Source organism: Fictibacillus terranigra (genome assembly GCF_030412265.1).
Taxonomy (GTDB): domain Bacteria; phylum Bacillota; class Bacilli; order Bacillales; family Fictibacillaceae; genus Fictibacillus_C; species Fictibacillus_C terrinigri.
The window spans coordinates 526,535-553,051 of the sequence record NZ_JAUHLN010000002.1 but is presented as its reverse complement, the minus strand read 5'-3'; the positions used below and the strand labels follow the sequence as shown (position 1 = coordinate 553,051).

The window sequence follows — 26,517 nt, the reverse complement described above, 5'->3', positions numbered from 1 at the left end:
GGATTTTTTAATGACCCATACATTCCATGCAACGACTATTTTTGCCGTTCATCATAACGGACAGTTTGCGATGTCGGGCGATGGCCAGGTTACTTTTGGGAACGCCGTTGTCATGAAGCATTCTGCCAAGAAGGTCAGAAGACTCTTCGGAGGAAAAGTACTCGCTGGATTTGCAGGTTCAGTGGCGGATGCTTTTACGCTGTACGAAAAATTCGAAGCCAAGCTGGAGGAGTACAGCGGGAATCTCGCACGTGCAAGTGTCGAGCTGGCAAAAGAATGGCGTACCGACCAGGTGCTGAGAAAACTTGAAGCCATGCTCATCGTCATGAATAAAGAAAGTCTCCTGCTCATTTCAGGCACCGGGGAAGTCATCGAACCGGACGATGGCATACTATCCATCGGTTCCGGCGGCAATTATGCGCTCGCTGCAGGAAGGGCCCTGAAAAGAAATGCTCCTCATCTATCAGCTGCCGAGATTGCAAGAGCAGCTCTGGAAATTGCCGGTGAAATCTGTGTTTATACGAATGACCAAATCATTTTAGAAGAGCTGTAGAGGGAGCGTGGGTAGAGATGAACACACATTTAACTCCAAGGCAGATCGTTGAAAAGCTGGATCAATATATCATCGGCCAAAAGGATGCAAAAAAAGCGGTTGCTGTAGCTTTAAGAAACAGGTATCGGCGCGGCTTGCTCGATGAAAAGCTAAGAGACGAGATTTCTCCAAAAAATATTTTGATGATCGGGCCTACCGGCGTAGGAAAAACCGAGATTGCAAGAAGGCTGGCGAAGCTTGTAAACGCACCTTTTATTAAAGTAGAAGCGACAAAGTTTACAGAAGTGGGTTATGTCGGCCGTGACGTTGAATCCATGGTAAGGGATCTCGTGGAAACGTCGATTCGTTTAGTAAAAGAACAAAAAATGCACGAAGTGAAAGATAAAGCGGAGGAGAACGCCAATAAACGGCTTGTTGAACTCCTGGTGCCTGGCAAGCAAAAAGAGACTTCATATAAAAATCCGCTCGAAATGTTTTTTGGTTCAAACAACAGCAATGCCGCACAATCCCCTGGCGATAAAGAGGATGATGCTTCGATCACCCAGCAGCGAAGGCAGATGGCGCATAAACTTGCTTTGGGAGAGCTTGAAAACCATCTCGTAACCGTTGAAGTGGAAGAGCAGAACCATTCCATGATGGATATGTTCCAAGGCTCAGGACTTGACCAGCTCGGTATTAACATGCAAGATATGCTAGGAGGCATCGTCCCCAAGAAAAAGAAAAAACGAAAACTGACTGTCTCTGAGGCCAGAAAAGTGCTCACCCAGGATGAAGCTGCCAAGCTGATCGACATGGACGAAGTGACAAGTGATGCGGTTTACAAAACCGAACAAACAGGTATTATATTTATTGATGAGATTGATAAGATCGCAGGAAAGAATCAAAACAGCGCGGATGTTTCAAGAGAAGGTGTCCAGCGTGATATCCTGCCGATCGTTGAAGGTTCTACCGTTATGACCAAATACGGATCCATCAAGACCGATCATATTCTTTTCATCTCAGCAGGTGCGTTTCATATGGCTAAGCCCTCTGATCTCATCCCTGAGCTTCAGGGACGTTTTCCGATCAGAGTCGAGCTTGAAAAGCTGTCTGTCGAGGATTTTACCCGGATTTTAGCAGAGCCGGATAATGCCCTTTTAAAACAATATACAGCATTGCTCGCAACAGAAGGTATAAATCTTGAATTTTCTGACGAAGCTATTTCTAAGATTGCGAGTATAGCTTTCCAAGTGAATCAGGAAACCGATAATATTGGTGCAAGGAGGCTTCATACCATTCTGGAACGACTGCTGGAAGATCTGTCCTTTGAAGCACCGGATGTAACAATGAACGCCATAAAGATCACACCAGAGTATGTAGAAGAAAAACTTGCGTCAATCGCAAAGAATAAGGATTTAAGCCAGTATATCCTGTAGGAGGAAATGTAAAATGAATTTATTAGAAAAAACAAGAAAGCTGAATGCGATGCTGCAACAATCAGGAGGGAAGCCCGTTAATTTTAAAGAAATGGCGGAAACCCTCAGAGATGTTATCGAAGCCAATATTTTCGTTGTCAGCAGAAGAGGAAAGCTTCTTGGTATTTCTTTGAAACAAGAGATTGAAAATGAAAGAATGAAAAAAATGCTCGAGGAGCGCCAATTTCCATCCGAGTATACAAAAGGGCTGTTTAATGTTACAGAAACTTCATCCAACTTGGATATAGCCAGTGAGTATACAGCATTTCCTGTAGAAAACAAAGAACTCTTTTCTTCAGGTCTTACGACTATCGTACCGATCATCGGAGGGGGAGAGCGTCTTGGTACACTGATTCTTTCCCGTCTTTCCAATTCGTTCAATGATGATGATCTGCTGCTTGCTGAATATGGAGCTACCGTTGTTGGAATGGAAATTCTTCGTGAAAAAGCGGAGGAGATTGAAGAAGAGGCCAGAAACAAAGCTGTCGTACAAATGGCGATCAGCTCACTTTCCTACAGCGAGCTAGAAGCGATTGAGCACATTTTTGAAGAGCTTGAAGGAAACGAAGGCCTGCTTGTAGCCAGCAAGATCGCAGACCGTGTGGGGATTACCCGTTCTGTTATCGTTAACGCCCTCCGCAAACTGGAGAGCGCTGGTGTCATTGAATCCCGTTCACTTGGTATGAAAGGCACGTATATTAAAGTGCTGAATGATAAATTTTTACTAGAATTATCAAAACTTAAAACCAGCTGATCGTGCAAAACATATAAAATACCACCCGCTATTTGGCAGGGTGGTATTTTTTTGATTGAAAATGTCGAAACGTGCGGAGATTCCTGAGATCGGAAAAACCCCAATAATCCCTGTATATCAAGACTCTAGTAAATATATATCGGGACCAAAGTCCTGAATACAAAGTAGTTCTTTTTATCGAAAAAAGTCACTTTGGTAAAAAATACATAGACACTTTTTGGTTTTATGACTTAAAATATGGAATATCGGTAACTTTTGGTACTCTTTTTAAAATTTAGCAGTAAAAAAGAGGGGATAAATAATGTTTACAAGTCCAATTTTTCAAATGCTGGAACGTGGCTTAGATGCTGCAGCATTAAGACAAGAAACGATCAGTGACAATCTGGCAAACATCAACACGCCAAACTACAAAGCAAAAAAAGTTCAGTTTCAAACCGAACTGGATGGGAGCTTAAGTGCTTACCGGACGAGCAGCAGGCATATGCCTTTCAATCAATCCATCGGTCAAAGCATGACTGTAGCCAGAGACAACAGCACCATGATGAACAACAACGGCAACAATGTGGATTTAGATAAAGAAATGACCGAACTGGCAAAAAATCAGATCTTGAACCAGGCCCTCGTTCAACGGCTCAACGGAAAATTCAATTCACTTCAAATGGTGATTAAAGGGGGCAAGTAGCAGGATGAGTATGTTCGGTGCATTAAATAATTCTGCTTCTGCTTTAACCGCACAGCGCCTGAAAATGGACGTAGTGTCCGCCAATATTGCGAATGCAGATTCAACGAGAGGGAAACAGGTGAACGGCAAGTGGGAGCCCTATAGGAGAAAGATGGTCGTCACAGAACCGAATGGGCCTTCATTCAGTACGATGTTTCAAAAAGCCGTATTCGGCAGCTCAGAAGGATCACCTGGGGGAGTTAGGGTCGATGGCATAGTAGAAGATGCCTCACCGTTTAAAATGGTGTACCAGCCCGATCATCCTGATGCAGATAAGAACGGTTATGTACAGCTTCCAAATGTTGATCCGCTAAAAGAAATGGTGGATCTAGTAAGCTCAACACGTTCATATGAAGCCAATGTGACCGCATTAAATGCGGCAAAAGGAATGTACCTCAAAGCATTGGAAATAGGAAGATAGAAAGATAGGGGATACATATGAATACGATCAATATTACATCTGCAGCAGGCCTAGTTAAGAGCCCGTATTCTGCTGGAAAACATACTCCTGCAGACGCTCAGAAATCATTCGCAGGCATGCTGAGTAACATGCTGCATAAAGTCAATGACTCGCAGACAGCATCCAATAAGGCTACCGAGAACCTTGTAACCGGCAATACCACTGATCTTCATCAGGTCATGATAGCGGCTGAGAAAGCCAGCCTTACCTTACAGACTACATTAGAAATAAGAAATAAAGTGATAGAGGCTTATCAAGAAGTTATGCGCACACAAATATAGTGTTCAGAATAAATATTCGGATCGGCAGGGTATTTTTTAGGGGTAGGAAGAAAAACTTTTTTAAAATATAAAAGAAGAGAATTTCCTTGAGGAGATTGTTAATCGGGGGAAACTATGATTGAAAAACTGAAGAGCACCATGAACAGAATTTACTCGAACTTTAAAGAGCGTTCTAAGAAGCAAAAGATAATCTTGGTTAGTTCTATCTTATTTGTAATCATCGCAGCAGCATTCCTGTTTACGTTTCTAGCAAAACCAAAGCTTGTCCCTTTATATTCCGACCTATCTCCTCAGGAAGCTGGTCAAATTAAAGAAAGTTTGGATTCAAAAGGCATTGCTTCTGAAATATCCAATGGGGGCAAGGTGATCTCTGTACCAGAAGGCGCGGTTGACCAGCTGAAGGTAGAACTTGCATCGGAAGGCATACCGAAGAGCGGAAGCATCGATTATTCCTATTTTGGACAGAACAAAGGATTTGGAATGACGGACAATGAATTCAGTGTCATAGAAAAAGAAGCGACACAGACAGAGATTGAAAAGCTGATCAAAAGCATAAACGGTGTTGATGAAGCAAGTGTAATGATCACAACTCCGGATAAGAGCATCTGGGTGAATGACCAGAAAGATTCCTCTTCAGCTTCAGTGGTCCTAACTTTGAAAACTGGGTATAAACTTGATCAAAACCAGATTAAGTCACTATATCACCTAGTCTCAAAAAGCGTACCCAATCTCCCTGTGGAGAATATCGTTATTTCCGATCAATATTCCAATACGTTTTCACTTGATCAGGCCAATTCAAATTCTGATATGACGGCCTATGAAGAACAGCGCCAGATTAAACAGGATATTGAACGGGATTTGCAGACAAGAGTCCAGCAGATGCTCGGTACGATCATGGGGCCACAAAAAGTGGTGGCCACCGTAACGGCTGATATTGATTTCACAAAAGAAAAAAGAGAAGAAAAGCTCGTTGAGCCTGTAGATAAGGACAAGATGGAAGGCATAAAGCTGAGTGCAGAAAAAGTGAAGGAAACGTTCACCGGCAGCGGGGCAGGGGCTGGAGGGGTCGACAGTACAGGACAGAGCGATGTTCCCACATACCAGGGCGGGGCGAACGGATCCAACGGTGATTATGAGAAGGAAGAAGACCGCATCAATTTCGAAGTGAACCGAATCAAAAGACAAATCGTAAAAAGCCCGTACGAAATAAAGGACCTGGGCATACAGGTCATGGTGGAACCCCCCAAACCAAACGATCCTGCATCATTGCCGCAAGGAACATTGGATGACATCCAACAGATGCTTGGCAATATTGTAAGGACCAGCATTTCAAAGGATGCGGCCGCCACTCTTTCACAGCAGCAGGTTGACCAAAAAATATTTGTATCAGCCAAGCCGTTTAATGGCAATCAGCAGAAAGCAGCTGCACCAGGATCCTCATTACCGGTTTGGATCTATGCAGCAGGCGGAATTTTGCTGACCGTTATCCTTCTTCTGCTTTTCCTTCTGTTCAGGAAAAGAAATCAGCAAGAAGAAGCTCTATCTGAAGATGTCGTCTTTGAACAAGAATTTTTTGATATTCCAGATGTGAACATGGACCGTGAATCTGAGGGAACGGTTCGAAAAGAGCAATTAGAAAAAATGGCAAAGGACAAGCCTGAAGAGTTTGCCAAGCTGCTCCGCACGTGGCTATCCGAAGAATAGGTGGTTAGTTATGGCAAAAACGACAAAGGAATTGAATGGGAAAGAAAAAGCTGCCATGCTCATGATCTCTATGGGACCCGATGTGGCAGCCCAAATATACAAACATCTCAGTGAAGATGAGATTGAACGGCTGACGCTCCAGATCTCCCAAATAAGAAAAGTTGATTCAGAAGTGAAAGAAAACATTATTGCACAATTCCACCAGATCGCACTTGCTCAGGATTATATCTCCAAGGGAGGGATCGGCTATGCAAAAACCGTTCTTGAAAAAGCGGTCGGCAGGTCGGAAGCGATGGATATCATCAACAGGCTGACCTCTACTTTGCAGGTAAGGCCGTTTGATTTTGCAAGAAAAGCAGATCCAGGGCAGATCTTAAATTTTATTCAGAACGAACACCCGCAGACTATCGCTTTGATTCTTTCTTATCTGGATTCGTTACAGGCAGGACACATTCTTTCTGAACTCCCTGCGGAGATGCAGGGAGATATCGCCAGAAGAATCGCAGTGATGGACCGAACTTCGCCAGAGATCATCAACGAAGTTGAACAGATTCTGGAGCGAAAACTTTCTGCCACGGTTAGCCAGGATTTTACACAGGCTGGCGGAGTGGAGTCAGTGGTGGATGTATTGAACGGTGTAGACAGAGCGACTGAAAAAACCATTCTTGATGCGCTGGAGGTTCAAGATCCGGAACTGGCAGAAGAAATTAAGAAAAGAATGTTCGTATTTGAAGATATTGTTATTCTCGATAACCGGGCGATACAGCGTGTCATCCGGGAAGTGCAAAATGAAGATATGCTTCTTTCATTAAAGGCAGCGAGTGAAGAGGTTAAGGAGCTGCTATTCCAAAATATGTCCCAGCGGATGGCGGAGAACTTCAAAGAAGAGATGGAATTTATGGGACCGGTCAGACTTCGTGATGTTGAAGAAGCACAATCCCGAATCGTAGGAATCATAAGGAAACTGGAGGATGCGGGTGAAGTCGTGATCGCAAGAGGCGGAGGAGATGACATTATTGTCTAGCATCATTAAATCTTCTAATGCACAGACCAAAGACTTAGACCGGACGATTGAGATTAAAAGAATCGAGCAAAGATTGATTCATCAGGAAAAATGGACGCCTGAATCCAGGCTGGAGAACTCCGAAAGGGAAGCAAAAAGCATCTTGGTAGAGGCGGAAAGAAGCTATGAAGAGATGACTGCCAAAATGGAGCAGGAACGCCGTGACCATGAAGCATTTCTGGAAAAAAGCAAAGAAGAATGGAATGCACAGGTCATCCTTGAACGTGAGGAAGCCAAAAAAGATGGTTTCAATGAAGGATATCAGGCAGGCCTTTTGGAGGGTCAGAAGGCTTATGACCGTTTATTGGAACAGGCGAGGGAAACGGTAGAGCGATCTAAGCAGGATTATGAGCAGCAAATCGCTTCCGCTGAACCTGTCATCATCGAGTTGGCAGTAAAGATGGCAAGAAAGCTAGTGGGTGATATCCTGCTTGAAGATAAAGAAGGATGGACAGCAATCTTAAAGGGTCTCATGAACGAAGTGAGAGATTTTCCTGAAGTGAATTTATATGTCCATCCGAACAGGTATGAGGCTACGCAAAATGCAAAACAAGAGATTCAAAATGTTCTGATGCACACCGCGGTACTCTACATCTATCCAGATGAAAAACTCGATGAAAATGCGTGCGTTGTCGAGTTTCCGTTCGGGAGAATTGAAGCCGGAATGGACAGCCAGCTCAGTGAACTGAAAGAAAAGCTGATAGAAGAGATTGGTGAACAAAATGTTGAGCACATATGATCTGCTTTCAGCTATAGATGAGATAGACACCTACAAACGATATGGAAAGGTGACGAGAGTAGTAGGGTTAATGATTGAATCCCGTGGCCCTAAAGCGTCGATTGGAGACATGTGCTATATCCATACGGGCGGCAGCAATGGTCAGAAGATCAAAGCGGAGGTCGTCGGATTTAATAAAGAAAATGTACTGCTGATGCCGTTTACGGCGTTAAAGTCCATTTCTGCAGGCAGTCTTGTTGAAGCTACTCGGCGTCCTGTACAGATTAAGGCAGGCCATGAACTGATCGGACAAGTGCTGGACGGGTTAGGCAATCCATTGGATGGAAGTACTGTGCTGAAGGGATTAAGCAGTTTTCCTTCTGAGAACGAGCCCCCAAACCCGATGAGGCGGCCAAGAATAAAGGAATGCATCGAACTCGGGGTCCGTTCCATCGACAGCCTTCTTACCGTTGGAAAAGGCCAGCGGATCGGTATATTTGCGGGGAGCGGGGTCGGAAAATCAACATTGATGGGGATGATCGCAAGAAACTCGACCGCGGATCTTAATGTGATCGCTCTTATCGGGGAACGAGGCCGGGAGGTTATGGACTTTATCGAAAAAGACCTTGGCGAAGAAGGGTTAAAAAAATCAGTGGTCGTGGTGGCTACATCCGATCAGCCTGCCCTCATGAGGATAAAAGGGGCGCTCACAGCCACAGCTATTGCAGAATATTTCAGAGGCCATGGTAAAGATGTCATGCTGATGATGGATTCGGTCACCCGCTTTGCTATGGCACAGCGGGAAATCGGCCTCGCTGTTGGTGAACCGCCAACAACGAAAGGGTACACCCCTTCCGTGTTTGCGATGCTGCCCAAGCTGTTAGAACGGTCTGGAACCGATGTTCAAGGCTCCATAACCGCTTTTTATACAGTGCTTGTAGATGGAGATGATCTGAACGAGCCGATCTCTGATACCGTTCGGGGAATTCTTGATGGACATTTCGTACTTGACAGGAACCTGGCGAATAAAGGACAGTTTCCTGCAGTGAACTTGTTAAAGAGCTTAAGCAGGGTGATGGCAGATATCGTAGACAGCAATCATCGAGCGGCGGCAAACCGGTTCCGCGATCTTCTCGCCTCTTATACGGATGCAGAGGACCTGATCACAATAGGGGCCTATAAAAGAGGTTCGTCAGAAAAGATAGACAAGGCAATAGAAGCCTATCCCAAGATCCTGTCATTCCTAAAACAGGACGTTGATGAAAAGGCTGCATATTATGACTCGATTTATCGCCTGATGAGTGAATTTGGAGGAGAAAGGTAATATGTCATTTGATTTTAAAATGGAAAAAATCCTGTCGCTTAAAACGAAAGAAAAGGAAGCTGTAGAGTCTGAGTACGGAGAGAGTGTACGAATGTTCGAGAGTTTGGCGCAAACACTCTATGATCTTTTAAGAAAAAAGGAGGAGGTTGAACAGCATTCAGATGAACAGTTCAGATCCCGGATGGTCATCAATGAGCTGCAGCAGACCCAGCGGTTTCTGCTTTCTCTGACACAAAAGATTAACGCAGTCCAATCTCAAGTACAGAAGGCCAGAGAGATCATGAATATCACACAGCAAGAGCTTGTCGAGAAAACGATAGAAGTAAAGAAGTATGAAAAGCTGAAAGAAAAGCAGCTGGCTGATTATCAGCGGCTAATGACTGGTATAGAAAATCAGCAAAATGATGAGTTTTCCATTTTGCGCTACATTAACCAATGAAATTAGGTGTCCTCGTTGGAAACAAAAGAAAAAACAAACCGGTTCTCCTCGATCCTTCTCGTCATCGCCGTACCGGCAGTGTTTGTCATTATCATCCTGGCACTGATCCTATTGTTCATGGGAGTGAACATCGGTGATAAAGCAAAAAAGATCGGAAGCGGTCTTCCCGTCATCTCCTCTCTTGTTGATAAGAATGATCCCGTTACAAACACGACAGAACAGAACGCACAATCAGAGGCGTACTGGAAAAAGAAAGTGAGCGAACGTGACCGTATGATCAAGCTTCTCCAGCGTGATGTGGACAATAAACAGACAGAAGTGGAGAGCTTGAAAGCAGATCTTGCTGCTGCCCAAAAGGAAACGGAATCAGGAAGTGCACAGAACGCGAATGACGCGCAGAGTACAGAGAGCACACAGGGGTCAAGTGCTTCAGAGGATGCAAGCACTATTTCATCTGGACAGCAAAGTAAAAATAAAAAGAAAATAGCGTCATGGTATAACACCATGTCACCGAAAAACTCGGCAGAGATACTTTCTAAAATGAAAAACAAAGATGCGGCGGAAATTCTTCAGCTGCTCGATGATGATGTGACGGGCAGTATCCTTGCCAAGATGGAACCTTCTAAGGCGGCAGACCTTACGCTCATGATTAAACCAAAGGGATAAGTGGAGGTGAATGAACGTGAAATTACCAATTTCATTATCAGCAGACCGCTCCGCTGCTGTGGTGCTGCCCGGATCACAGCAGCCTGGCAAAAAGCTGGAGGCATCTCCTTTCTCTATGAGTCTTGCCCAATCAAAAAGTATGCTGCAGTCATCTGCAACAGCACTACCGGATCAGAAGGGAAAGATTCCGTCAGAGAGTTTGCTCCAACCCATCCTGCAAGCACTGGACAAAGAAGATCTTCCCAACTGGAAAGATGAACTCGTTGTGCCGGATGTACAGGCGCTTTTGGCAAAGCTGCCAGCAGAGCTTGTCCAGCACATTCAAACACTGTTTCAAAATGGAACAACGTCGGCCGGCATATTGAAGGGCGAATCTCTGCCTGCGGCAAAAGCCATTGCCCAGCTCATTCATGAATTCCGAAAAGACAAACTGAATGTGAATCTGGGAGAGCCAATTGAGATGGAGAAAAGTGTAATTCCAGAGGTCAAAAAAAGCATAGAGCAGCTGTTTTCTGTCCTGCCAAACAGAAATCAACCAAAATCAGCTAGGGCAATATTGAACGGTTTGGTGCAGCAGCTTGAAAAACTGGAGCAAAGTGTCGGTGGTAAATCAGTGAAAACCTTGGAGCCCCAAGCTTTTTTGGACAAGATGGAACGTGCTGCTCAAAGAAAAAACGTGTCGGGCTTGCCGGTACAATGGAACAGTGCGGTCAATAAACAAACCGACCGATCGGTTTCTTCCGTTGTTCAGGCGCCTGTGCTGATGCCGGCGTTAGAACAATTTGTGCTGCATGTGCCTAGATCCGGAAGCAGTGAGGATGTCAACAAGCAATTCGTAAAAGAACTCCAAAATATGATTCTGTCAGGTAAGTTTGAAGCTTCATCAAACGGTATGTCGAAGCTGAACATCAGGCTCACCCCGGAGCACCTGGGTACTCTGAACATTGAGCTTGTCTCAAAGAACGGCGAACTTTCCGCAAGGATTCTGACTAACAGTGCCTATGCAAAAGAAATAATGGAGTCCCAGATGCACCTATTAAAAAACGCATTGCACGGGAACAGCATTCAGCTCGACCGGATCATAGTTCTGGAACAGCCGCAGGAACAAAAATTTCAGCAGCAGGGATCAAATCATCATCCCCATGATCAACAGCCACAAAATCATCAACAAACGCAGGACGATGATCAGCAGGACGAACTGTTCAGTCACCTGTTAGATGATGGAAAGAGCGAGGTGTAAATATGGCATCAGCCATAAGCAATGATCTATACCTTTCAAGCCTTCAAAAAAAAGAACGGCAAACGGGATCGAACATTCTGGGGAAAGATGACTTTCTCAAAATCCTGATGACACAGCTGCAGAACCAGGATCCCTCCAGCCCGATGGAAGATAAAGAGTTTATTTCCCAGATGGCGACCTTTTCTTCCCTGGAGCAGATGACGAATATGAGCAGCACTTTCGATAAGTTCATTTCTCAGCAGTATGACAATCTATTCATTCAGCAAAGCAGTTTAATAGGTAAGAACGTAACGTACTTAAAGGAAACAGAGGATGATGCAGGAAACGTGAAAACAGAGTCCAAAGAGAGTTCGGTCAAGGCCGTCCTGTTTGACAACGGGGAAGCGAAATTTCAGCTGGCCGACGGAAACATCATCAGCAGCTTTGACATTACAAAAGTGGCTAACGGAGATGTACAGGCTGAAAAATAAAAGCAGGTTTTAATTTAAGGAGGAACGAACAATGCTACGTTCAATGTATTCAGGAATCAGCGGCATGAAAAACTTTCAGACCAAACTCGATGTGATCGGCAACAACATTGCCAACGTTAATACATACGGGTTCAAAAAAGGACGGACGACGTTTAAAGATCTTGTCAGCCAGCAAATTTCAGGGGCTGGTGCCGGAACGAACCCTAAACAGGTGGGTCTAGGCTCTCAGCTCGCTTCAATCGATACGGTTGATACACAAGGAAGCCTGCAGACAACAGGGAGAGCACTCGACCTTGGAATTTCTGGGGATGGATACTTTTTAGTTGCTAAAAGTTTGCCAAGCGATGATAAGAACACTTATTTGTCGAGAGCAGGTAATTTTTATTTAGATAATAAGGGTGATCTTGTTAATGCGGATGGTTATTACTTATTAGATACAAGTAAAAATAAAATGAATATACCAAGCGATGCAAAAAGTTTCAGTATTGGAGCAGATGGTTCAGTAACGATTGTGGGGGTAACGCCAGCTCCTGCTAAACAAAATGTTGCCATAGCTAAGGTAGATAATCCTACGGGACTTGAAAAAGCAGGTGGGAATTTATATAGGCAATCAAATAACTCTGGTTCAATAACCGTTAATGTCCCTGGTACAGGCGGAGCTGGAGACCTAGTATCAGGTGCCCTTGAGATGTCAAACGTTGACTTGTCGGAAGAGTTCACAGAGATGATCGTAGCTCAGAGGGGTTTCCAGGCGAACACAAAGATTATTACAATTTCGGATGAGATCCTGCAGGAGCTCGTCAATCTCAAACGATAAGCCAGAAGGGAGGATGCAGTAAGAATACTTCTTACTAATAACCCATAATATGATTATGTTAACTAAATTGAACGGAGAGACATTTACGCTAAACGCTGTCTTTATTGAGCAGGTTCAGTCCTTTCCTGATACGACGATTACACTGACTTCAGGCAAAAAGTTTGTGGTGAAAGAATCGGAAACTGCAGTCGCTGAAAAAACCGGCTCCTTTTATCAAAGTATTTCTCCGTTTCACCTTCAAGGTTTGAACAAGGGGGATTTGTAAATGGAGCAAGAAGTGAAAAAATCCAAGGGAAAACCTATCCTTTTCATCATGCTGGCTGTCCTGGTCATCTTAGGTGGAACTGGATACTATGTTTTCTTTCAAATGCCATCAAAAACAGAAGCGAATGCTGAGCCTTCCGCTGAGGAATTGGAGAAGCTTACGGTTGAAACAGAAGAAATTACAACGAATCTGGCCGACCAATCTTTCATTAAAATCAAATTCAGGATCGAGACAGATAATGAAGATGCAAAAGCTGAGCTGGAAAAGAGGCTTTTTCAAGTCAATAACATCATTATCTATGAACTTTCCGGCATGAAGGCGGGCGGCCTTCAAGGGCAAAAAGGAATCAACCGGCTGGAAGACACCCTAAACCATAAGGTCACCAAATTGCTGCAGGAAGGAAAAGTTAAAAGAGTTTATACCACTGAAAAGATTATTCAATAAAAATTCATCATGGAAAAGGGGTGAGGCTGTTGGCGGAAGTACTTTCCCAGAATGAAATCGACGCGTTGCTCTCTGCGATTTCGACAGGTGAGATGGACGCAGAGGAACTGAAGAGAGAAGAGAAGGAACAAAAAATCAGGACGTATGACTTTAAAAGGGCACTGCGCTTTTCAAAAGATCAAATAAGAAGCATCACCCGGGTTCATGAAAATTTTGCCCGTCTTCTGACGACCTATTTTTCAGCTCAGCTCAGGACGTATGTGCAAATTTCTGTCGCGTCAGTCGATCAGCTGCCTTATGAAGAATTTATACGGTCCATTCCACGGATGACCATATTAAATATTTTTGAAGCCCATCCGCTCGACGGCAGACTGCTTGTTGAAGTCAACCCCAACATCGCGTACTCGATGCTGGACAGATTAATGGGCGGATACGGGGCAAGCATGAACAAGGTAGACAGCCTGACGGAAATAGAATCCAAGATCATCTCTCAGCTTTTTGAGCGGGCGTTGGCCAATTATAAGGAAGCATGGAGCAATGTGATGGACATCGATCCTGTAGTTCTGGATTTTGAAGTCAATCCTCAGTTCCTGCAAATGGTTTCGCCCAATGAAACGGTCGTAGTGATCTCGCTCACAACAACGATAGGAGAGACAAGCGGGATGATGAATGTTTGTCTTCCGCACGTCGTACTGGAGCCAATCATACCAAAGCTGTCGGTTCATTACTGGATGCAGGCCAATCAAAAAGCAATGATGCCGGAAGAAGCCGCTCTGATCGAACAGAAAATCAGGCAGACTCCGCTTCCTATGGTGGTTGAACTGGGGTCTGCCAATATGAAGGTAGAGGAGTTTTTACAGCTGGACGAGGGCGATATCATCCAGCTGAACAAAGGCATCAATGAACCATTGGTTGTTTTTGTGGAAAGCAATAAAAAATTTTTAGCACAGCCGGGAAAATCAAAAAGCCGGATGGCAGTACAGATCATAGAGCAATTAGAGGGGGAAGAGTGACATGGTAGGCGGAAATATGCTTTCACAGGATGAAATTGATGCTTTGCTGAACGGAGGAGAATCTTCTTCAGAGAACACTGTCTTCATAGAAGACTACTTAAGTCCAATGGAACAGGATGCACTTGGAGAAATCGGGAACATTTCCTTCGGCAGTGCCTCAACTGCACTTTCAACATTGCTGAACCAGAAAGTCCAGATTACGACTCCGACTGTTTCCATTGTTATGAAAGAAAAATTAAAAGATGAATTTCCCATCCCCCATGTAGCGGTACAGGTCGAATATGTGGAAGGGATTGAGGGAGCAAACCTCCTTGTGATCAAGACCTCGGATGCACAGATCATTGCAGACCTTATGCTTGGGGGAGATGGGACGAAGCCTTCCTCTGACTTTGGAGAACTGCAGCTGAGCGCAGTTGGGGAAGCGATGAATCAGATGATGGGTTCAGCCTCTACTTCGCTTTCTACCATCTTTAACAAGCGGGTAGACATTTCACCGCCGTCGATTGATTTTCTGGATATCGAATCACCGGCGGCAGTAATATCGAATGAGGATTTTTTTATAAAAGTATCCTTCCGTCTGAAAGTGGGTGAGCTGATCGATTCAAATATCATGCAGCTCGTACATGCGGATTTTGCACAAAATCTAGTGAAAGAGCTCATGAATCCTGAGCCGGTGTCACCTAGTGCTCCTCCTCTTCCTGAGAGAGTTCCAACCGTACCTTCTGCAGGCGATGAAGAACAAATCTCATCCTATGAAGCAAGGCCTTCGTCCGGCGAAGCTCTAAGGGAAGTGCAGGCTGTTGAGCCAGTGCTTCAGCAAAGAACCGTTTCCGTTCAGCCGGCTATCTTCACTGACTTTGAAGAAAGCTCCGGCACGTATACTGAAACAAAAAATCTTGATATGCTGCTGGATATTCCGCTTCAGGTAACGGTCGAGTTGGGGAGAACAAAGAAAAGCATCAAGGATATTCTTGAATTGTCGCCAGGTTCTATCCTTGAACTGGACAAGCTTGCAGGAGAACCGGTTGATATCCTTGTGAACCAGAAGCTGATTGCAAAAGGGGAAGTCGTTGTCATAGACGAGAACTTTGGCGTGAGGGTCACAGAGATCGTAAGCAGAAGAGACAGACTTCAAAATCTAAGCTAATAACGAGGAGGAAATTTAATGGCTAAACGTATTTTAGTAGTCGATGATGCAGCTTTTATGCGAATGATGGTAAAGGACATTCTAGTTAAGAACGGTTTTGAGGTTTGCGGAGAAGCCGGGGACGGGCAGCAGGCGGTAGAAAAATTTAAAGAGCTTGCTCCCGACCTGGTTACACTTGACATTACGATGCCTGAGATGGACGGCATAACAGCATTAAAAGAGATTAAGAAGGTCAACCCGAACGCAAAGGTCATCATGTGTTCAGCCATGGGACAGCAGGCGATGGTCATCGATGCGATCCAGGCCGGAGCAAAGGATTTCATTGTAAAACCGTTTCAGGCAGACCGTGTTATTGAAGCGATCAATAAAACATTAAGCTAACAGCAGGTGGTGGAGCAATTGGGCAAGTTAATGAGGTGTACAGTCATCGTACTGCTCGCCTTCCTGTTCCTTTTTCACGGATACCGCGGTGTTTCTGCAGAAGAGGGAGGGAGTTCCCGGGAGGCTTCAGCATGCAAGACCGTCTATGAATGTCTGGATAAGAAGACAGATAAAAGTGATAGCGATGACAAGCAGCAAATGGTTCAAGATTCATCAAGCGGTGTACTGACGGTTGTTAAAATGGTGATCGCCCTTGGAATTGTACTTTTTCTTCTAATCTATCTATTAAAGTTTATTCAGCGAAGGACAAAGACCTTTCAGGAAGGGAAAGCACTGCAATCTCTTGCGGGAATCGGTGTTGGTGCCAACCGGTCCATTCAGGCTGTCAAGGTCGGATCGAGCGTCCTTATTGTTGGTGTGGGTGAGTCGGTCACTCTGTTAAAAGAGATAAATGAAGAAGAGGAAGTTGAAAAGCTGTTAAGGCAGGGCCCTGCGGAAATGCCGCGCCTGCAGATGAAGGCGGGGGAAGTTTGGAGCTATCTTTTTAAAAATAGGACATCTACTTCAGCTTCAACTGATTTTTCCGAAGTGATGAAAGAGCAGCTTGCAGAAATTTCTGCAGAAAAGAAGTCAGTGTTAAAAATGCTTGGCAAGAAAGGAAAAGAGGATGAGTGATCTACTGCCAGGTCTGAACCTGGATCTATTTAACAATCATAGCTCCGGCGGCATGGAAACGACGATACAACTATTGCTTCTGCTCACGGTCTTATCCCTGGCACCAAGCATCTTAATCCTGATGACCTGTTTTACAAGAATCGTGATCGTCCTTTCATTTGTAAGAACATCTCTGGCGACACAACAGATGCCGCCCAATCAGGTTCTTGTCGGCGTCGCACTCTTTTTAACATTTTTCATCATGGCACCTACGTTTCAGGAGGTCAACCACAATGCGATCGGTCCGCTCATTAAAGGAAAGATTACGCAGGAGGAAGCCTTTGAGAAAGGGACACTCCCTTTAAAGCAGTTCATGGCGAAGCATACACGAGAAAAAGATCTCCAGCTTTTCTTGAATTACTCTGGTGCTGAAAAACCTGAAAACATAAAGGATATATCGCTGCTTGCCCTTGTTCCTGCATACGCGATCAGCGAGTTGAAATCTGCCTTTCAGATGGGATTCATGATTTTTGTTCCGTTCCTGGTCATCGATATGGTCGTAGCAAGTGTTCTGATGGCGATGGGGATGATGATGCTTCCACCTGTCATGATCTCACTCCCTTTTAAAATTCTGCTGTTTATTCTCGTAGACGGCTGGTACTTAATTGTTAAATCTCTATTACTAAGCTATTAAACAAGTAGGTGTAGCGTATGAATTCAGAATTTGTCATTTCCATCGCTGAAAAAGGGGTCTATACAACGCTCCTTTTATGCGGCCCGCTCCTTGTCATCGCCCTGGTTGTCGGTCTTATCGTCAGTATTTTTCAGGCGACGACACAGATACAGGAGCAGACACTGGCGTTTATTCCTAAAATAGCAGCGGTGCTGATCGCTCTCATCTTTTTCGGGCCGTGGATGCTGTCTCAAATGGTAACTTTCACGTATGAAATTTTTAATAATCTGAATCACTTTGTAGGATTGTAACCGTATGGATCTTTTGAATTCATTCCCTGCTTTTCTATTAATCTTAGTGAGAGTCGGCTCCTTTTTTGCCACCGTCCCGATTTTCTCCTACAGGAATATACCGAACATACATAAGATGGGGCTGGCAGTATTTCTTTCCTGGATCATGCTTTATGCTCTTGGATCACCTGAAGTCTCTGTAAACAGTGATTTTATTGTCCTGATATTTAAGGAAGCGCTGGTAGGTCTGTCGCTCGGTCTGATCGCATCCATCCTGCTCTATTCCATTCAGGTTGCCGGGGGATTCATCGACCTGCAGATGGGATTTGCCATCGCTGGCGTGTTTGATCCTCAAACGGGGGTACAGACACCGCTGATCGGGAAATTTTTATACAATCTGGCCATTTTGTTTCTTTTTGCGCTGAATGGACATCACATGCTGATGGATGGAATCTTTTACAGCTACAGCTTTGTCCCCCTTACAGATATGCATTTCGGATGGGGAGATGGAAAGATTGCACAGCATGCTGTGCATGTTTTTTCTGCTATGTTTGTCGTTGCGTTTCAGATGGCCCTTCCGATCGTAGGCTCTTTGTTTCTTGTCGATCTCGCTTTAGGAGTCGTTGCAAGGACTGTTCCGCAGGTCAACATTTTTGCCGTTGGCCTTCCGATAAAAATAATTGCAGCCTTCTGCCTCTTATTCGTCATCATGCCTGCATTTTTTATGAGCGTGCAGTATCTGAGTGATGAGATGGCCCAGGCTATGAAGAAGCTGCTCATTTTGCTTCAGGAGTGAGACCCTATGCCTTTACAGCTTGATTTACAGTACTTTTCAGGTGAAAAAACCGAAAAAGCCACTCCAAAGAAAAAGGAAGAAAGCAAGAAAAAAGGACAGGTGGCCAAAAGTGCGGATGTCAATACGGCAGTTACCTTATTCGCTGCATTCCTAATGCTTTGGTTCACCGGCAAGACGTGTTCGGGCAAGCTTCTGCATCTCGTAAACTATACGCTCCAAAACGGCTTGACACTTGAGCCCACACAACACAATGTACAGCTTTTGTTTGTTCATTTGGTACAGGAGTCTGCCGGCATCGTACTTCCCTTATTGCTCACGATCCTTGCCGCTGGTGTATTTGCAAGTTTTCTTCAAACCGGATTCTTGTTTTCGACAGAAACTGTCCAGATGAAGCTGGAGAGGCTCAATCCAATTCAGGGCTTTAAAAAAATCTATTCGTTAAGGGCTGTGGTCGAGCTCATTAAGTCCGTTTTAAAGATTTCGATCATTGGAACCGTTACCTTTCTGGTCATATGGAATGAAAGAGACCAGTTGATGAAACTGTCCCAGGTCAGCCTTGAATCCGCTCTTGGCATCTTTGGCGGTTTGGCTTTTCAAATGGGTTTTTATGCTTCCCTCGTACTCCTGCTTCTTTCATTGCTTGATTTTATGTACCAAAAATTTGACTTTGAGAAAAGCATCAGGATGTCCAAGCAGGACATTAAGGATGAATATAAAGAATCAGAGGGTGACCCTAAGATCAAGTCCAAGATTAAAGAGAAGCAGAGACAGATGGCGATGAGAAGAATGATGCAGGATGTGCCAAGGGCTGATGTCATCATCACCAACCCAACACATTATGCGATCGCGTTAAAATACGACGGCCAGAGTATGGATGCCCCGGTAGTGGTAGCCAAGGGAGTAGATTTGATCGCGCAGAAAATTAAAAAAATAGGTGCAGAGAACAAGGTAGCTTTAATCGAGAACCGACCCCTTGCAAGAACGCTGTACAGCCGCACTGAAATCGGGGATGTCATTCCTGAAGATTTATTCAAGGCTGTAGCTGAAATCCTGGCCTATGTTTACCATCTGAAGAAATAAGTGAAGCAACTGTAAGGAGAGAAGGAAAAATGAAAGCAAGAGATATTAGCATATTAGTCGGGGTAATCATGATCATCGCCATGTTGATCATTCCTTTGCCTGCTTGGCTTCTCGATTTCTTTATCATCATCAACATTACATTGGCCCTTATCATCATCTTAATTTCAATGAACATGCAGGAGCCGCTCCAGTTTTCCATCTTTCCTTCACTGCTGCTTCTCGTTACATTGTTTCGGCTCGGTCTGAATGTATCGACGACGAGGTCTATTCTGGGATCCGGAAAAGCGGGGAACGTGGTCCATACATTCGGGGAATTTGTAGTGGGAGGCAATATTTTAGTTGGTATCGTTGTCTTCTTTATTCTCGTAGTCATCCAATTTATCGTGATCACAAAAGGTTCGGAACGTGTGTCGGAAGTCGCCGCCAGGTTTACGCTGGACGCTATGCCAGGGAAACAAATGAGCATTGATGCGGACCTGAACGCCGGGATGATCTCCGATCGTGAAGCGAAAGAAAGACGGGAAAAAGTCGAACGGGAATCCGATTTCTATGGAGCGATGGACGGTGCCAGTAAATTTGTAAAAGGTGACGCGATTGCCGGAATCATTATTGTTCTGATCAATATGCTCTTCGGTATTATTATCGGCATGACGCAGATGGGTTTAAGTTTTGCCGAGAGTGCCCACACCTTTACATTGCTGACGGTCGGTGACGGGCTGGTGAGCCAGATTCCCGCGCTGATCATTTCCACCGCTACCGGGATCATCGTCACGAGAGCAGCCTCTGAAGGTAATTTGGGCTATGATATCTCCCGCCAGATTCTGGCATACCCTCATATGCTCATTGTGGCTGCCTCTACAATCATAGCGTTAGGGCTTTTCACCCCGATCAACGATGTGGTGACCGTCTCTATCGGAGGGCTGATTGCACTTGGAGGCTATCTTTTGCTAAGAGCAGAAAATCAGCGGAAAGAACGGAATGAAGTGATCGAAGAAGATATCCAGACGGAACAGCTGAAAAGTCCGGAAAATGTGATCAGCCTGCTGCAGGTCGATCCGATCGAGTTTGAGTTTGGATACAGTCTCATTCCGCTGGCAGATGCCAATCAAGGCGGGGACCTGCTGGACAGAGTCGTTATGATCAGAAGGCAGCTGGCTCTCGAACTGGGAATGATCGTTCCGGTCGTTCGTATCCGTGACAATATCCAGCTTCAGCCCAATGAATACAGAATCAAGATCAAAGGCAATGAAGTGGCGCAAGGAGAGGTTCTTCTGGACCATTACTTGGCCATGAGTCCGGGTATCGATGATCAAGCGGTTCAAGGGATCAATACAGTAGAACCAGCATTTGGTCTGCCCGCTTTGTGGATCTCTGAAGACATGAAAGAAAGGGCAGAAATGTCCGGCTATACCGTAGTGGATCCTCCTTCCGTCGTTTCTACTCATCTCACTGAGATCATCAAGAAGTTTTCTCATGAGCTGATTGGGCGCCAGGAGACAAAACAGCTTATCGATCATATGAAAGAAAACTATCCAACACTGATAGAAGAGGTTACTCCTGATCCGCTTACTGTCGGAGAGATACAGAAAGTACTTTCTAAATTATTAAAAGAGAAAATATCCATACGAAATCTTCCAGTGATTTTTGAGACCCTGGCCGATTTTGGAAAAATGTCCAGAGATATTGACCTCCTGACTGAATATGTCCGACAGGCCCTTTCCCGGCAGATCTCTAAACAATACGGACAAGTTGATCAGCCTTTAAAAGTCATTACGCTCGGCGGATCGGTAGAGAAGAGAATTGCAGATCACGTACAGCAGACAGAGCATGGCAATTATTTATCACTCGATCCACAGGACTCTCAGCTTATTTTTGACCATGTTTCAAAAGAGATCGAACAAAGCAGAAGCTTCGGCCACACGCCTGTGCTTCTCTGTTCGCCTGCTGTACGCATGTACGTAAGGCAGCTGCTTGAACGCTACATGCCCGATCTTGTCATTTTATCGTATAACGAATTGGAGCCGGATCTGGAAGTGCAAAGCATAGGGGTGGTGAACATATGAAAGTGAAGAAATACAGTGCTCCTACCATTCAGGAAGCGATGAAAAAAATTCGCAGTGAACTTGGGAGCGATGCGGTCATCCTGCATACACGCGAGGTGCGGACCGGTGGTTTTATGGGCTTTTTTACAAAGATGAACATCGAAGTTATAGCGCTGCTTGATGGAGAACCGCTTCCCCCTGCCCCAAAGCAGCCGGTAAACAGGAAAGTGCACGAAAAACATACGATGGACTTAAGTCAAGACATCAAAGAGCTGAAACAGATGGTGAAAAGGTTATCATCCAGTAATCCAGGCCCACTGAAGAACGAATCCATCAGGAGTTGGGAAACTTTGCTTCGAAACAGAGGGCTTAGCGAAACGTTGATCGCTTCATTGGTAACAGATTTGGAGGAGGAGCAGGAAAAGACGGCAAACAGCGGACAAGAGGAAGACTGGCATTCCTGGATTTCCGAATGGATGCTCAGCCGGATGAAGAATGAAAGCCGCAGCGGGTTTAATTATGAGACAAAATATTTAAACGTCATGGGACCAACAGGGGTTGGCAAGACAACAACGCTGGCAAAGCTGGCTGCAAAAGCAAAGCTAAAGGATGGGAAAAAGGTTGCTTTTATTTCAACAGATACCTACAGGATCGCAGCGATTGAGCAATTGAAGACATACGCTGCGATTTTGGATGTGCCGATCAGAGTAGCCCATAATTCGGACGATTTTAAGAGGGCAAAAGCAGACTTAAGGGAGTATGATCTTGTACTGACCGACAGTGCAGGGCGAAATTTTTTGAACAGCACTTATGTGCAGGAGCTGCAGGAGCTCCTGGAATCAGAAGAGCAGATGACCAACTTTCTCGTTTTGTCACTGACTTCCAAATTTGAAGATATGAAAAAAACGATCCAGCAATTTAAAGAAACAGGTGTAGACAGATATATTTTTACGAAAATGGATGAAACATCCTCTCTCGGTTCTTTGATTGGCCTCATGATCGACGAACGGATTTCAGCTGCCTTTATAACGAATGGACAAAATGTCCCGGACGATATATTCGAGCCGCAGCCAAAAGATATGATTGAGATGTTTTTTAAGGAAGAAGCACATGCGTGATCAGGCTGAATATTTGCGTTTGAAGGTAGAAGCAGCATCTTCTGAACGGTCAACAAAAGTATTTTCCGTGTTAAGCGGTAAAGGGGGAGTCGGCAAGTCCAACGTGGCCGTAAACATTTCGCTTGCGCTTCGCAAATTAGGGAAGAGCGTTCTGCTGATCGATCTGGATATCGGGATGGGTAATGTTAATCTGCTGCTTGGAGCTCCTTCGCGTCAGACGATCGTGGATTTATTGGACCGGCGGTTTTCCATATGGGAGATCATCGAAAAGGGTTCTGGAGACCTAAGCTTTATCGCGGGGGGAAGCGGCATCCCTCATTTGGTTGACATGGATGAAAGAAAATCAGCTTTTTTTGCCTCACAGCTCCAAGACCTTGCGAGTGTCTATCAATATATTGTTTTTGACATCGGGGCAGGTGTATCGGAGACGAGCCTGAATTTTATCATGGCCGGGCATGAAGCGGTCCTTGTTACTACTCCGGAAATAACATCGGTTACGGATGCGTACTCGATGATCAAAATGCTTCATGCCAGATGCCCGGATCTGCCCATTTCAACGCTAATTAACCAGTGCAAAAGCAGGAAAGAGGCGATGGATGTCCACAAACGCCTGAGAAAGGTTGCAGGCGAATTCCTTCATAAGGAGATTAATCACCTCGGAGCTCTTCCGTTCGATCCTGTTGTACAGCTCGCCGTCAAACGGCAGAAACCATTTTTGCTTCACCGGCCACAGTCACCCGCAAGTGTCGGGGTCATGAAGGCCGCACAGCAGTTTACTGGAGGGCACAGGGATAACTATCCGGTTTCTTACCAGGGATTTGTAGATAGGGTGACAGCATTATTTAAGAAAGGCAGAGATGAGTCTTGAAAAAGATAAAAGTTTTGGTAGCGGATGACTCTGCTTTTATGCGCAAGATGATCAGCGATATGCTGAATTCTGCAGAAGGTATTGAGGTTGTAGGCTCGGCAAGAAACGGTGAAGAAGCGTTCAAAAAGACGATGGACCTTAAACCTGACATTATCACAATGGATGTAGAAATGCCCGTTCTTACAGGGATAGAAGCAGTACAAAAAATTACTGCTTTTAAAGAGATACCAATCATCATGCTCAGCAGCACCACAAGAGCAGGAGCCGACAACACCATGCTGGCAATGGAAGCTGGAGCGTATGATTTTATCGCAAAGCCTTCAGGGGCGGTTTCGCTGGATATTGAAAAAGTAAAGCTGGAACTGATTCAAAAAGTAAGTTCAGCTGTTAAGCACAAAAAAATCGAAAACGCCGAAGAGTCAGCTTTTATTCATCCTTCAGCTGCAGAAAAGAATTTTACCTTACATAAGACAGGCAGCCAAAAGGTGATTTTAATCGGAGTCTCAACGGGTGGCCCTAAAGCTCTGCACCATATATTTTCCAAGCTTCCGGGTAACCTCTGCGCACCAGTAGTCATCGTACAGCACATGCCCAAAGGCTTTACCGCATCTCTTGCCGACAGGCTTGATGCCGTATCTAAACTGACGGTAAAGGAAGCGGTAAACGGTGAAAAAGTAACGGCAGGCACCGTTTATTTGGCACCCGGAGGCTATCATGTGGAATTGCAGGAGGGAACAAATGGAATTGTCATCCATTTAAGTACAAAGGATCCAGTCAGAGGACACCGTCCTTCAGTTGATATTTTGTTTCACAGCGCCTGTTCTGTAAGCTGTTATCCAATGGCTGTTGTGTTAACGGGTATGGGCTCGGACGGAGCTTCAGGGATCACGGCTTTAAAAAAGTCAGGTCCGTCATTTATTATCGCAGAATCTGAAGAGTCTTCCGTCGTGTATGGCATGCCAAAAGCCGCCTTAGCTACCGGTACCGTTGACGAGATTGTTCATATAAAAGATGTTGCAGAAACGATTGCAAATTTTGTTAGGCAGGGTGAAACCATATGGAAATGAGTCAATACTTGGATATTTTTATTGAAGAAAGCAAGGAACATTTACAATCAATGAATCAACAGGTTCTGCTGCTGGAAAAGGAGTCTGATGATCTATCAATTGTTCAGGAAATTTTCCGTTCAGCGCATACACTTAAAGGCATGTCCGCTTCGATGGGGTTTGAAGATCTGGCTAACCTGACTCATATTATGGAGAACGTACTGGACGGCATTCGAAATGAGAAGCTGGCTGTTACGCAAAATCTATTGGATGCATTGTTCGTCTCCCTGGACCATCTGGAAGAGATGGTACTGTCCATTGGAAATGGCGGTGATGGGAAGAAAGACGTGAAAGATATTGTGGGACTTCTTTACTCTATCGAAGCAGGAACAAGTGATGCTTCACAAAAGAAGCTTCAAGTGGGGAACAAGGCCAGCCATGCGGTGTTTGATGAATACGAAATGACGATCCTGAAACAATCGCTGGAACAAGGCTATTTCAGCTATCAAATATCAGTTGAGCTCCGTGAGGATTGTTTGCTTAAAGCCGTCAGGGCGTACATGGTGTTTGAAACACTCGAACAGATGGGGGAAGTTGTCAATTCAACCCCTCCTGTTGATCACATCGAACAGGAAAAATTCGACCGGGAATTTCAGGTGACGTTAATCTCGAAGGAAAAGTCAGAAACCATTCAAAACAGCTTGTTGAAGGTGTCGGAGATTGACCGGGTAAAGATTGAAAGCCTAAAGGCAGAAAGCCTTGTACTAAACGGTCCTGAAGTGCAGTCAACGGAAACAGATCACCCTGCATCCCGGGAGCAGCCGCAGGAGAAACCGGTTCAAAAAAGTTCTGCTGGCCCGGCAGCAAGCAAAACCATTCGTGTCAATATCGATCGGCTGGATCGGCTGATGAATCTATTCGAGGAACTCGTCATTGACAAGGGGCGTCTGGAAAAGATTTCAAAGGATCTAAAGAGCAATGACCTTAATGAAACGGTAGAGAGGATGTCGAGGATTTCATCCGATCTGCAGGACATCATCCTAAACATGAGGATGGTTCCGGTAGACCAAGTGTTTAACCGCTTCCCGCGAATGATCAGGGGATTGGCAAAAGATCTCGGAAAAACAGTCTCTCTTGAGATCACTGGGGCGGAAACGGAACTCGACCGAACCGTAATCGATGAGATTGGAGATCCTCTTGTGCATCTGCTGAGAAACTCCATTGACCACGGCATCGAGAAGCCGAAAAAGAGACTCGCAGCAGGAAAGAGCGAGGCCGGAACGATTCATCTTCGGGCTTATCACAGTGGAAATCATGTGTTCATTGAAATTGAGGATGACGGAGCGGGAATTAACCGCCATAAAGTTCTTGAACGAGCGATCGAGAGAGGTATTGTCAGCCGGGAATTATCAAAAGATTTCACAGATAAACAAGTTAATGAATTGTTGTTCGCTTCAGGGTTTTCCACGGCAGAAGTGATCTCGGACATCTCGGGGAGAGGAGTCGGATTGGATGCAGTGAAAAATAAAATTGAATCTTTAGGCGGTTCCGTCACTGTTGATTCTGCAGAAGGCCAGGGTTCATTATTCTCCATCCAGCTCCCGCTGACGCTTTCTATCATTTCTTCGATGCTGGTGAAGGCAGGAGAAGAAACGTATGCCATCCCACTTTCTTCTATTATAGAAACAGCACGGATCAAACAGGACGATATCATGACCGTCCATCATCAGCCGATGATGGACTTCAGGGGCAAAGTGGTTCCGCTGGTCTCGTTAGGGGAGCTTTTTGAGGTGCCGGAAACCGATCGGAATGAAAAAGAAAGAAGATCTGTCGTGATCGTCAAAAAAGGAGATAAGATGGCGGGCTTAGCTGTCGACTCCCTGATCGGACAGCAGGAGATCGTTTTGAAATCTCTCGGTAATTACCTGGCATCCGTCTTTGCGGTATCGGGTGCCGCGATTCTGGGCGATGGACAAGTTGCTCTTATTCTAGATTGTAATTCACTTATTAAATAACGATATACGGAGGTTGACTGA

The 26,517-nt window shown here is 45.0% G+C and carries 30 protein-coding genes; all 30 read left to right on the top strand.

Translation table 11 applies throughout. The features are described 5' to 3' along the window. Positions 1–10 precede the first annotated feature (10 nt). The 30 genes from hslV (at position 11) to QYF49_RS10470 (ending at position 26,496) form a co-directional block, all read left to right on the top strand. Positions 11–553, top strand: a complete 543-nt coding sequence (hslV, locus tag QYF49_RS10615) for an ATP-dependent protease subunit HslV (protein WP_062231737.1) — start codon at positions 11–13, stop codon at positions 551–553. A gap of 17 nt (positions 554–570) precedes the next feature. Then, positions 571–1,968, top strand: a complete 1,398-nt coding sequence (gene hslU / locus QYF49_RS10610; RefSeq protein ID WP_290399569.1) for an ATP-dependent protease ATPase subunit HslU — start codon at positions 571–573, stop codon at positions 1,966–1,968. A gap of 13 nt (positions 1,969–1,981) precedes the next feature. After that, positions 1,982–2,761, top strand: a complete 780-nt coding sequence (gene codY, locus QYF49_RS10605) for a GTP-sensing pleiotropic transcriptional regulator CodY (protein ID WP_290399568.1) — start codon at positions 1,982–1,984, stop codon at positions 2,759–2,761. Between the two features lie 298 nt (positions 2,762–3,059). After that, entirely contained in the window at positions 3,060–3,443 is a 384-nt protein-coding gene (gene flgB / locus QYF49_RS10600) for a flagellar basal body rod protein FlgB (protein WP_425589585.1), read from the top strand. A gap of 4 nt (positions 3,444–3,447) precedes the next feature. Beyond that, positions 3,448–3,903 carry a flagellar basal body rod protein FlgC gene (gene flgC / locus QYF49_RS10595; protein WP_290399566.1) on the top strand — a complete coding sequence of 152 codons (456 nt, stop codon included), beginning with the start codon at positions 3,448–3,450 and terminating at the stop codon, positions 3,901–3,903. A 17-nt stretch (positions 3,904–3,920) separates the two neighbouring features. Continuing rightward, a complete protein-coding gene (gene fliE, locus QYF49_RS10590) occupies positions 3,921–4,223 on the top strand; it encodes a flagellar hook-basal body complex protein FliE (RefSeq protein ID WP_290399565.1) in 303 nt (100 codons plus the stop codon). Between the two features lie 114 nt (positions 4,224–4,337). Further along, positions 4,338–5,927, top strand: a complete 1,590-nt coding sequence (gene fliF, locus QYF49_RS10585) for a flagellar basal-body MS-ring/collar protein FliF (RefSeq protein ID WP_290399564.1) — start codon at positions 4,338–4,340, stop codon at positions 5,925–5,927. A 10-nt stretch (positions 5,928–5,937) separates the two neighbouring features. Continuing rightward, positions 5,938–6,951 (top strand): flagellar motor switch protein FliG, encoded by a 1,014-nt coding sequence (gene fliG / locus QYF49_RS10580; RefSeq protein WP_290399563.1) that lies wholly within the window; start codon positions 5,938–5,940, stop codon positions 6,949–6,951. Then, positions 6,944–7,729 carry a flagellar assembly protein FliH gene (gene fliH, locus QYF49_RS10575; RefSeq protein ID WP_290399562.1) on the top strand — a complete coding sequence of 262 codons (786 nt, stop codon included), beginning with the start codon at positions 6,944–6,946 and terminating at the stop codon, positions 7,727–7,729. Before fliG ends, fliH begins: the two co-directional genes overlap by 8 nt. Continuing rightward, positions 7,713–9,032 carry a flagellar protein export ATPase FliI gene (gene fliI / locus QYF49_RS10570; RefSeq protein ID WP_290399561.1) on the top strand — a complete coding sequence of 440 codons (1,320 nt, stop codon included), beginning with the start codon at positions 7,713–7,715 and terminating at the stop codon, positions 9,030–9,032. The genes fliH and fliI overlap by 17 nt, the downstream gene beginning before the upstream one ends. A gap of 1 nt (position 9,033) precedes the next feature. After that, positions 9,034–9,471, top strand: a complete 438-nt coding sequence (fliJ, locus tag QYF49_RS10565) for a flagellar export protein FliJ (protein WP_290399560.1) — start codon at positions 9,034–9,036, stop codon at positions 9,469–9,471. Positions 9,472–9,486: 15 nt separating this feature from the next. Further along, positions 9,487–10,137 (top strand): MotE family protein, encoded by a 651-nt coding sequence (locus QYF49_RS10560; protein WP_290399559.1) that lies wholly within the window; start codon positions 9,487–9,489, stop codon positions 10,135–10,137. A gap of 16 nt (positions 10,138–10,153) precedes the next feature. Beyond that, positions 10,154–11,377 carry a flagellar hook-length control protein FliK gene (locus tag QYF49_RS10555; protein ID WP_290399558.1) on the top strand — a complete coding sequence of 408 codons (1,224 nt, stop codon included), beginning with the start codon at positions 10,154–10,156 and terminating at the stop codon, positions 11,375–11,377. Between the two features lie 2 nt (positions 11,378–11,379). Further along, positions 11,380–11,847 carry a flagellar hook assembly protein FlgD gene (gene flgD, locus QYF49_RS10550; protein ID WP_290399557.1) on the top strand — a complete coding sequence of 156 codons (468 nt, stop codon included), beginning with the start codon at positions 11,380–11,382 and terminating at the stop codon, positions 11,845–11,847. A gap of 31 nt (positions 11,848–11,878) precedes the next feature. Continuing rightward, the gene (gene flgG / locus QYF49_RS10545) at positions 11,879–12,664 is read left to right on the top strand and encodes a flagellar basal body rod protein FlgG (protein ID WP_290399556.1); all 786 of its coding nucleotides are present in this window, start codon (positions 11,879–11,881) and stop codon (positions 12,662–12,664) included. Positions 12,665–12,713: 49 nt separating this feature from the next. Next, the gene (locus QYF49_RS10540; RefSeq protein ID WP_290399555.1) at positions 12,714–12,929 is read left to right on the top strand and encodes a flagellar FlbD family protein; all 216 of its coding nucleotides are present in this window, start codon (positions 12,714–12,716) and stop codon (positions 12,927–12,929) included. Then, the gene (gene fliL, locus QYF49_RS10535) at positions 12,930–13,373 is read left to right on the top strand and encodes a flagellar basal body-associated protein FliL (RefSeq protein WP_290399554.1); all 444 of its coding nucleotides are present in this window, start codon (positions 12,930–12,932) and stop codon (positions 13,371–13,373) included. A 26-nt stretch (positions 13,374–13,399) separates the two neighbouring features. Further along, positions 13,400–14,386, top strand: a complete 987-nt coding sequence (gene fliM, locus QYF49_RS10530; RefSeq protein WP_290400418.1) for a flagellar motor switch protein FliM — start codon at positions 13,400–13,402, stop codon at positions 14,384–14,386. Between the two features lies 1 nt (position 14,387). Further along, a complete protein-coding gene (gene fliY, locus QYF49_RS10525) occupies positions 14,388–15,533 on the top strand; it encodes a flagellar motor switch phosphatase FliY (RefSeq protein WP_290399553.1) in 1,146 nt (381 codons plus the stop codon). 18 nt (positions 15,534–15,551) lie between these two features. After that, positions 15,552–15,914 (top strand): response regulator, encoded by a 363-nt coding sequence (locus QYF49_RS10520; protein WP_290399552.1) that lies wholly within the window; start codon positions 15,552–15,554, stop codon positions 15,912–15,914. A gap of 18 nt (positions 15,915–15,932) precedes the next feature. Then, a complete protein-coding gene (locus tag QYF49_RS10515) occupies positions 15,933–16,589 on the top strand; it encodes a flagellar biosynthetic protein FliO (protein ID WP_290399551.1) in 657 nt (218 codons plus the stop codon). A gap of 52 nt (positions 16,590–16,641) precedes the next feature. After that, entirely contained in the window at positions 16,642–17,262 is a 621-nt protein-coding gene (fliP, locus tag QYF49_RS10510; RefSeq protein ID WP_290400417.1) for a flagellar type III secretion system pore protein FliP, read from the top strand. A 17-nt stretch (positions 17,263–17,279) separates the two neighbouring features. Continuing rightward, a complete protein-coding gene (gene fliQ, locus QYF49_RS10505) occupies positions 17,280–17,552 on the top strand; it encodes a flagellar biosynthesis protein FliQ (protein ID WP_053354481.1) in 273 nt (90 codons plus the stop codon). 4 nt (positions 17,553–17,556) lie between these two features. After that, positions 17,557–18,327 (top strand): flagellar biosynthetic protein FliR, encoded by a 771-nt coding sequence (gene fliR / locus QYF49_RS10500; RefSeq protein ID WP_290399550.1) that lies wholly within the window; start codon positions 17,557–17,559, stop codon positions 18,325–18,327. 6 nt (positions 18,328–18,333) lie between these two features. Then, positions 18,334–19,407 carry a flagellar biosynthesis protein FlhB gene (gene flhB, locus QYF49_RS10495; RefSeq protein WP_290399549.1) on the top strand — a complete coding sequence of 358 codons (1,074 nt, stop codon included), beginning with the start codon at positions 18,334–18,336 and terminating at the stop codon, positions 19,405–19,407. 29 nt (positions 19,408–19,436) lie between these two features. Continuing rightward, positions 19,437–21,470, top strand: a complete 2,034-nt coding sequence (gene flhA / locus QYF49_RS10490; RefSeq protein WP_290399548.1) for a flagellar biosynthesis protein FlhA — start codon at positions 19,437–19,439, stop codon at positions 21,468–21,470. Beyond that, a complete protein-coding gene (gene flhF / locus QYF49_RS10485; RefSeq protein ID WP_290399547.1) occupies positions 21,467–22,567 on the top strand; it encodes a flagellar biosynthesis GTPase FlhF in 1,101 nt (366 codons plus the stop codon). The genes flhA and flhF overlap by 4 nt, the downstream gene beginning before the upstream one ends. Next, entirely contained in the window at positions 22,560–23,435 is an 876-nt protein-coding gene (locus QYF49_RS10480; RefSeq protein WP_290399546.1) for a MinD/ParA family protein, read from the top strand. The genes flhF and QYF49_RS10480 overlap by 8 nt, the downstream gene beginning before the upstream one ends. Further along, positions 23,432–24,502, top strand: a complete 1,071-nt coding sequence (locus tag QYF49_RS10475) for a protein-glutamate methylesterase/protein-glutamine glutaminase (RefSeq protein WP_290399545.1) — start codon at positions 23,432–23,434, stop codon at positions 24,500–24,502. Before QYF49_RS10480 ends, QYF49_RS10475 begins: the two co-directional genes overlap by 4 nt. Continuing rightward, positions 24,493–26,496, top strand: coding sequence for a chemotaxis protein CheA (locus QYF49_RS10470; protein WP_290399544.1), 2,004 nt, complete (start codon positions 24,493–24,495; stop codon positions 26,494–26,496). The genes QYF49_RS10475 and QYF49_RS10470 overlap by 10 nt, the downstream gene beginning before the upstream one ends. The last annotated feature ends 21 nt before the right edge of the window (positions 26,497–26,517 follow it).